The 7843-nt window shown below is 43.6% G+C and carries 4 protein-coding genes; all 4 read left to right on the top strand.

Annotated elements, in window-relative coordinates; translation table 11 throughout:
• A partial coding sequence (gene dptF / locus AACT21_RS03775; protein WP_094164451.1) for a DNA phosphorothioation-dependent restriction protein DptF occupies positions 1–693 on the top strand: 693 nt, incomplete at its 5' end.
• Positions 693–2042 carry a DNA phosphorothioation-dependent restriction protein DptG gene (dptG, locus tag AACT21_RS03770; RefSeq protein ID WP_094164450.1) on the top strand — a complete coding sequence of 450 codons (1350 nt, stop codon included), beginning with the start codon at positions 693–695 and terminating at the stop codon, positions 2040–2042. The genes dptF and dptG, both read left to right, overlap by 1 nt.
• Entirely contained in the window at positions 2023–7077 is a 5055-nt protein-coding gene (gene dptH / locus AACT21_RS03765; RefSeq protein WP_094164449.1) for a DNA phosphorothioation-dependent restriction protein DptH, read from the top strand. Before dptG ends, dptH begins: the two co-directional genes overlap by 20 nt.
• Before the next feature lie 60 nt (positions 7078–7137).
• A partial coding sequence (locus AACT21_RS03760) for a DUF262 domain-containing protein (protein ID WP_141195265.1) occupies positions 7138–7843 on the top strand: 706 nt, incomplete at its 3' end.

Here is a 7843-nt window from a genome sequence, read left to right as displayed (position 1 = left end):
CTAGGTATTGAAGAGTCTCTATTTCTCGAGTTTAAAGAGAAAATGAACACTCTTGGTTTTTTTGATGTAAAGGAAGCGACATCTTTCTTGCGTCTTTTTTATTTATTAAATGGTGATGAGACTCTCTGCAATCAGTTTGTTCAACAGATACAAGCTGAATTTAAAAACAACCTTATTGAATCATATGCAGAAATTTGGAAATTACATCGTGACTTTGACGGCTCAGCAAAGATGCGCAAAGATCTCAGCAGTTTTTATAAAGAAACTTTTATAGCAGCGCTCCATCGTTACTGTAACCGTCATGCTCCTCTTTTAGATAAAGATGAATATCTTGTATCAGAGCTTAATGGTTATAAAACAGCAGTTTCTCTTGAAGTAAAACCTGATTTCACTGCAATACAAAATAACGCTCTCAAAAAAATTGGTGTGTTCAATGCATATATTAAAGTAGATGATAATCCACTTAAGCCAATGCCAATCAGTGTTAAGTTACTAGAGCTATTAGTGAAGATTGGCCAAGGCTATCGACCAAATAAGCATGATAAAAATGCAGTCCTCTTACTTGATGAAGCATTGGAGCAGATGTTGGCGGTCGCCAATCGAAAAGACATCCTGTTTATTCTGAAAGCGAACAAGCGTTACAAAATTGTAAGAGAAGAAAGTGACTATTTCGAAGTGAGTGGTATGCACTAATGACGACAGATAACTTCGCATTACCCATAAAATCCGGCTTGCCGCAAACGGCAGCGGACAAGTTCCAAAACAAGAATACCCTTAACAGCTATATTCCCATTCGTACCAAGGGCAATGATTTTGACTGGTCATCCGTCGTAGGTTTAGTGCTGCGTGGTTTGCTTCGCAAAAAGATCGAGAAATACAGCTACCAAGATTTTATCGCCGATTGCAAAGCCAATTTACAGAACAAACTCGGTGAAGAAGGCTTTTGGGATGTACTTGAGGATATGTATTTCACCAATCAGGATATCTTTTCGGTAAGCCCCGAGTTTCTGTTGTTTAAGAGCCAGAAAAGTGAGTGTAAAGCGGGTGATTTTCGCGTGGCGTCTCTATTCATCAACCTGTTAAATGGTCGACAAATTGAGCAGTTTGATGCCAACTTAAACTTCATCGAGCAAGAGTTTTTGCAAACACTGCGTTCAAAAACCAAGCCAGATAATGACAAATTATTACGTGCTGACGAGTTGCCTTATTTGCCCTACATCGCAGAAGCGTTTAAACGTGACCTAGAGTTTCTCACTCACTGTCCGAAGTACCTGCTAGATGAGTTCGAGAAATTCTTAGCGTTTTATGGATTTGCTTATACCGCGCAGCTGAGCCTATCGCTGGCGGATTGGAAAACCTGTGAAGCCCCAACCGCGAAACCGCTTTATTTTATCATGGATCATGAACGGGCCAGTGGTGAACGCATCCATATTAAAAAGCACGGCTATAAGCTCTTTAGTGAATCTTCGTTCAAGCTGTTTCCGTTTCTTTCTATGTTGGAAAACCTTCAACCAAACGCAGAAGAATCAAAAAAACCGTTGTGGCATTTGGCAAGAGATATCGAAAGATCCAGTAGGGAAGATCTCGCTGAGAAAATAAAAAACTATTCGCTGATGTTCAGAGCCAATCGCAACTTAGATACCGCGATACCTGAGAATGCAACAACCGCCATCGACTGGCTAGAGTACGCTCTTAAGCTTGCTGAAGAGCAGTTTAGAGACCCTAAAACCGACCGCCCAAGCATTATCAAAAAGTACATGTCTGAGGTTGAGAAAAACATGGCCAAGGATTTTGTTCAAGTCCGTGGTCGCTCTGGTCGAGTGTTAGTACTCACTCAGGACCACATTATTTTGCTGACTAACTTGGTCGTGGGTAAAGAGGAAAAGCTTCGCTTCCATGAGCTGATACTTGGCTTTCAGGGAAGGGGGATTTTTGTTGATAAACAAACAGAGCAAGAGCTTATCAAGTTTTATGAGCGAATTGGTAACGTTGAACGCATGAGTGACAGTGGAGATGCAGTATATGTGCGCAAAACAATTTGAAACGTTTCTGGTTTCGCAGTTTTTACTGCACGCGAAAGGAAACATCCGCGCCGGTTATCGCTACCAATTTAATTCTCCCGATCATCGCAACAGTCAGCGCTTGTTTGATGCGCTTGTCGTGCGCAAAGATGGCGACATACAAGCTCGCAACGGTGTGATGCTGAGTTATCTGAGCTTAGAAGATTGCAAAGTGGTACCAGTGCTTCATAGCGAAGAAGAAGGCGATACCGGGTTTACTGAAAACTACATCTCATATCTTCGTGATGAAACCGCCAGCCAAGAAGGCCCGTTGAAGGGCTGTGCGCTGGTGGTGATTCATAACAGTCGCCTCGATACGCTTATCAACTCTGCGGAAGATCTCGGTCAGCCTGGTCAGGTATGGAGCCCAGAGAAAATCAAAGTCGCACTCAGCGGTTTTATTGAGCAAACTGACAAGTCTCGAGACGTTTCACTTTGTCTTTTGGATGATCAATTTGACGCGATATTGGAAGATGGCGCGACCATGTTTGGGTTTGAGTCATTATACAAGGCGGTTGAAGATGGCGAGCTGTGTTTCAGAGAGCTGGGCATGTTCGACGATCCTTTTGTCGCAGAGTTATCTGGTAACAAAAAACAGATCAAACAGCGTTTACAGGAAAATCGTTCCCTTTATCAAGAGTTGTCGTTTGAAGTGGAGAACTTTGGCCAGCAACTTGAAGAACGACTCAAAGCTTTCAGCAGCAAATTTATCAAAGAGCATTTTTCCGATGATGGCTGGAAAGATGTCGAGTTTGAAACCTACCGAGAAGAAATCAAAAAGAACAAAACTCAGCATCTGAAGCATGAGGGCGAAGAGGAGCTCAATGGCGCAGAGGTGATCGGCCGCTACCCGAAAGAGAGCAGAGCAGGGCTTCGCGATCGTCACCTGATCATTGAGTTGGATGAAGACCAAAGCGAGTTTGAACTGAAACTGAGTTTTTCTGGCACCGGTGATCTTAGCAGAGAGCAATTTAAGATCTCTCCAGCAAATGCCTTTGGCAAGCAGGAGGTGATCACGACGCGCCTGACGAGTAAAGGGGCGAATGCCACACTGGCTGCCAGATACGGCAACGAGCCTCTATTTTTTAATCTTGCTCTGAAGCGTGAAAACAGCTCAGAAAATCACAATTTCCGCTGTTTAGTGGTAAGAAAAGGCGAGTTTTTTCTCGACGAGATTAAAAATATCTTTGTGATTGAACCTACGAAACAGCGCCTTACTTTGAAAACGGCAGATAATCGCCTAGTTATCAATCCCGCGCTCGCGACTGTTCGCAGCCTAGATGATGTCGGCGAAGAAGTTGATCGCGCAGAAACTGGCGTCGTTGATTTTGAATCTCTGGCCAATGAATCAGAAGACATTGGCTTTGTGGTGAAATCAGGTGACAACGCATTGGCATTTCGCGTTGAAGGCGAGCAAGTAGAAAGCAGCCTGTCTTTTCCATTGCTGCTCAACCAATCTCGCTTCCATAAACTATTTGATGATGACGTCTATGGCGTGCTCTACCCAAACAAAGATGTTGTCGCTATTGATAACAGTGAGTTCCGTGTCATGGAGCCGCGTATCAGTTTGTTGCGTTGGGAAGAGCGTTTTGTTCAGCATAAGTTGGTTTACTTGGCGGAAAGTAACAGCCTAGCGCTTGAGCAATTAAGGGCTATTGATGACACGCTTCATAATGCTTATCACGCGTTGTTTGATTACCTTGCCTCACGTCGAACCACGATTTCGCTCGTTTCTTGGGGGCCACAATTTACTTCATTGGTCATGGCAGCCGTTGAGGCGTTTCTAGCCTATTTTGAAGCAATTCCAACCGGTGGCATGCTGAGCAAAGAACAAAAGCTGGTGATGCAAATCGGTTTGGTACGTGAGAATGACGAAGAGTATTACTCGCCATTCCATCCACTCGTACTGGCTTACTACCTAAATCTTTGCAATGAAATGCAAAAAGACGATAGCTTTGCAGACTTACCAACAGTGACGTTTAATCGCTTAGGGCCGAGTGGCTTGCTTCCTTATGTTTACCATGCAAAGCACGATTTTGCTTACAACCAACAAGTGACAGAAAATTCATTCTGGATTAAAAGCGTTCCGCATCAGAAAAGTTGCTTGAAGTTCGTTCGTAAACTGGTGAAAGAGAAGATCAACGAGTTCCAAAAGGCATTCTTTCATTTGTTCACGGGTTCAGAGAAGAGTATCTTGATCAACGCGGTGAATCAAGCTCGAGCGGAAGAGTTGTTTTTTGGGTTAGTGGATTATGTCAAAGATAACCTAGAGAGCTCAGCAGCAATTCACGTCAACCTTTATGATGATGAGCTAGCCTTCAATGCATTTGATCAATTTGCTGAATCATCCACTGGTGTAAAGCTCATTTCATGGCTTGAGCTGGACCGCGGCAAAGTTCGCGAACATGCTGATACCATTATCGACATTCTTCGAACTCGGCTCACCTACAGTAAATTCACTAACGCCCACAGCGAGCGTGAAGGGCAAGCTTACTCGCACCTGTCATTCTTCAGAAACAATGACAATGTGAAGCTGAAGGCCTTAAGCGTTGATGACATGCCAAGTGGCATTGCCTGTGACGGGCTGCTGACTGGTGATGCCTCTAAGAGCGATCAAGGTTCTTACTTTACCGCGTTTGGTCTGCAAAACGTTCAATACCGTAACCAACCGCACCTGGAAATGGCGAAGTATGTTGGCTCGTTAATGGAGCCAGCATTCAAGGCAAGTACGCCATACACTGGTTCCAATGCACCCGCACTCGCGGTAAGTGAAGATTTTAAATCGTTACTGGGGCGTTCCTATGACAGCTCGATTTGGACGACCATAATCGACCCTAAAGTGACACTGGATTTCTTCCACGCCAATCAAGATGTCGTGCTTATCCATTACTCCGATCAGTACACCAGCTCAGCCAGTTACGATGCGATTACCGTGACGGCGCAGCGTCGGTTGTTTGAAAGGGTAGTAGCGCAAAGTGGTGGTGGGCAAATCAATGAGTTCAACGCCTTTAACGGTGATTGGCTGCTGAAAATGATGACGTGCAACGACACCATCCGTAAAGAGCGTACTGGCATCATCGGTGCTTACAAGTTTGCGACCTGTCTTGTGCATCAATCGGATATCACCTGGGTGCCATTGTCAGTTGGTGAGATGATTCGCGTGTCTGGAAACATTGGCCTAAAAATGACGGACAGTGATTTCTCACGCAATGTACAGGGCTACAAAAAAGGCGCGATTTCCGATGATGTCCTGCTGGTGGGCTTTAAAGAAGGCAGTATGTATCTTTTGCCTGTTGAGGTAAAAGCAGGCTCCACCCCAGATTACAAAAAAGCGGTGCAGCAAGCGAATGAGCTTCGCCGCTATCTGACAGAGCTTTTAAGCGATGAGACACTGGCGTCGAAGCTGTACCGAGGCCTGTTCATTCGCCAAGTGTTGATGCAAATCGACAAATACCGACTCTACAACGTATTCAGTAACGACTACTTTGAGGCTCTGTTAGCGGAGAAAGAAGAGTGGCTGCGCGGCAACTACAGCATTGCAGAGCTCGAAAACTACCCTGCTGGCATAGTGATTAGCCACCTTGAAAGTGGAACCTGCTTCGAGCCTAGCTACAGTGTGCAAGAAGAAGTGTTAAAGGTTGATCTTCCAATCTCTTTACTGCCATCACTGGTGCAAACCCCACTTCAGGTGCTGATGAATGAAAAAGACATCGCGAAGATCTGTCATGTGCCAGCGGAGTATATGTTGGTAGGGGAAACACAAGCCTCTGACCCAGAGCGCGTGTCCGCAGTAGACAAGCAAGATGAAGAACCAGCCAAACCTGAAGTTGATCCAGCTCCTGAGCCCGAGACTAAAGTTGATCCAATACCTTTAGTATCAGCTAGTTCTGATAATCTTCATGTGTTGTTTGGGCGCAATGCGACCACAAATGCGCCGTTAAATTGGGAGCCGACCAACACCGCTAAGTTTATGAATACCAACACGGGTATTATTGGCACCATGGGTACGGGCAAAACCCAATTCACCAAGTCTGTGATTACTCAGCTTTACCGCAATCAAGTAGACAACGTAAACAGCGCACCAATTGGCATGCTGATCTTCGACTACAAGTCAGACTATGTGGACGACAAGTTTATCGATGCCACCCATGCTAAAAAGTACAAGTTGTTTAAGCTGCCATACAACCCGCTGAGCTTGTACGGTGATACGCCCATGCTACCGATTCACACTGCAGCAGGTTTTTCGGAAACCATGTCCCGCGCATACGGGTTAGGTAAAAAGCAGCAGCTTCGCTTGGAGAACCTGATTCTTGAATCTTACGCTGCGGCAGGTATTCACCCTGAAGACCCAACAACATGGAGCAGACCAGCGCCGATGATTGATGATGTTTGGGCACTATTCTTAGAGCAAGAAAAAGTCGAAGAAGACTCTCTGTATGCCGCACTCTCGAAGCTAGCTCGCTTTAAGATTTTTGAATCCGAGCCAGAGAAAATGACCAGCCTTTATGAGCTGGTGGATGGCATTACCGTGGTTGAGCTGGCGGGTTACCCCTCGGAAGTTCAAAACTTGGTTGTGGCACTGACGTTGGACCTTTTCTACTCGCAAATGCAGAAGAAAGGAAAGCCAGACGTTGTGGGTGACTTCCGTCAAATCACCAAGATGATTTTGGTAGACGAAGCCGACAACTTTATGTCTCAGAATTTTCCAAGCTTACGTAAGATCTTGAAGGAAGGCCGAGAGTACGGTGTTGGTGTGATCCTCTCTACGCAGGATATTACGCATTTCCAAACTGGTGAAAATGACTACTCAAGTTATGTGCTGACATGGGTTATCCATCGCGTAGCGAAGATTCGACCTCAAGAGCTGAAAGCTATGTTTGGCGTCAATGACAGAAATGAGCAGGAGAGGTTGATGGAAACTATTAACAAACTCGATAAGCATTACAGCTTGTATATTGATGGTGCTAAAAAGATAGTCAAGATGCGAGATAGAGCGTTTTGGGAAATAATCTATTAGTTCACAAATATAATTAACTTTATGTTGTATGGATATACCTTTTAAAATAATGAGCTTAAAATGAAAAATAAAATAATTCCTTCCCATTTTTTTACAGTAAATGAACAGAGTTTAGTTTCGATGTTCTGCCAAGGTAAAAAACGATTTGTTATTCCATATAACCAGAGGCCATGGAGCTGGAAGAATAATAATATTGATGAGTTATGGCAAGATATTCTCAAAACTTCTAACGGTTACTTTCACGCATGTGATGAGAATGATAGTTGGGAGGAAAGGGAGAATCCGATTAGTGATCCTCATTTTATAGGTGCTTTTGTATTCGAAGAAAAAGATAATAATTATTATGTTGTCGATGGGCAGCAGAGAATTACGTCTATATCAATGGTTATAGCTGCATTAAGAAATCAATGTGAAAAGCTAAAAAATAATACAACAGGATCACTAAAGCGAAATATTTCTCATCATTTTGATTCATATAAAGCATGGCTAGTTGCCTCCTTCGATGATGATCAGGTTTTGACTCGTCTACAAGTCGATAAAAATATCGAGGATTTTTTTAGTTTTTATATTATTGAGAGTGTGTGTGAAATAGAAAGACAAGAGTACTTAGAAGAAGCTGATATCGACTTAGATAATGAACCTAATATAAAGTCAATTAAAAAGTCTTTTGATTATGTAAATAGTAAGGTAAGTGAGTTTTTCGATAAGTTTTCTGATCCTGCTCTTAAATATAAAGCAATTAAATCAATATTCTCTACTATTGAGG

This window comes from Vibrio sp. V08_P9A1T1 (genome assembly GCF_963874405.1).
Lineage (GTDB): Bacteria > Pseudomonadota > Gammaproteobacteria > Enterobacterales > Vibrionaceae > Vibrio > Vibrio anguillarum.
This window is presented reverse-complemented; position numbering and strand designations above follow the sequence as displayed.

Bases quoted from the DNA above. Each gene is read 5' to 3' on its own strand.
- dptH (WP_094164449.1), top strand. From the start codon at position 2,023: ATGTGCGCAAAACAATTTGAAACGTTTCTGGTTTCGCAGTTTTTACTG.
- dptG (WP_094164450.1), top strand. From the start codon at position 693: ATGACGACAGATAACTTCGCATTACCCATAAAATCCGGCTTGCCGCAA.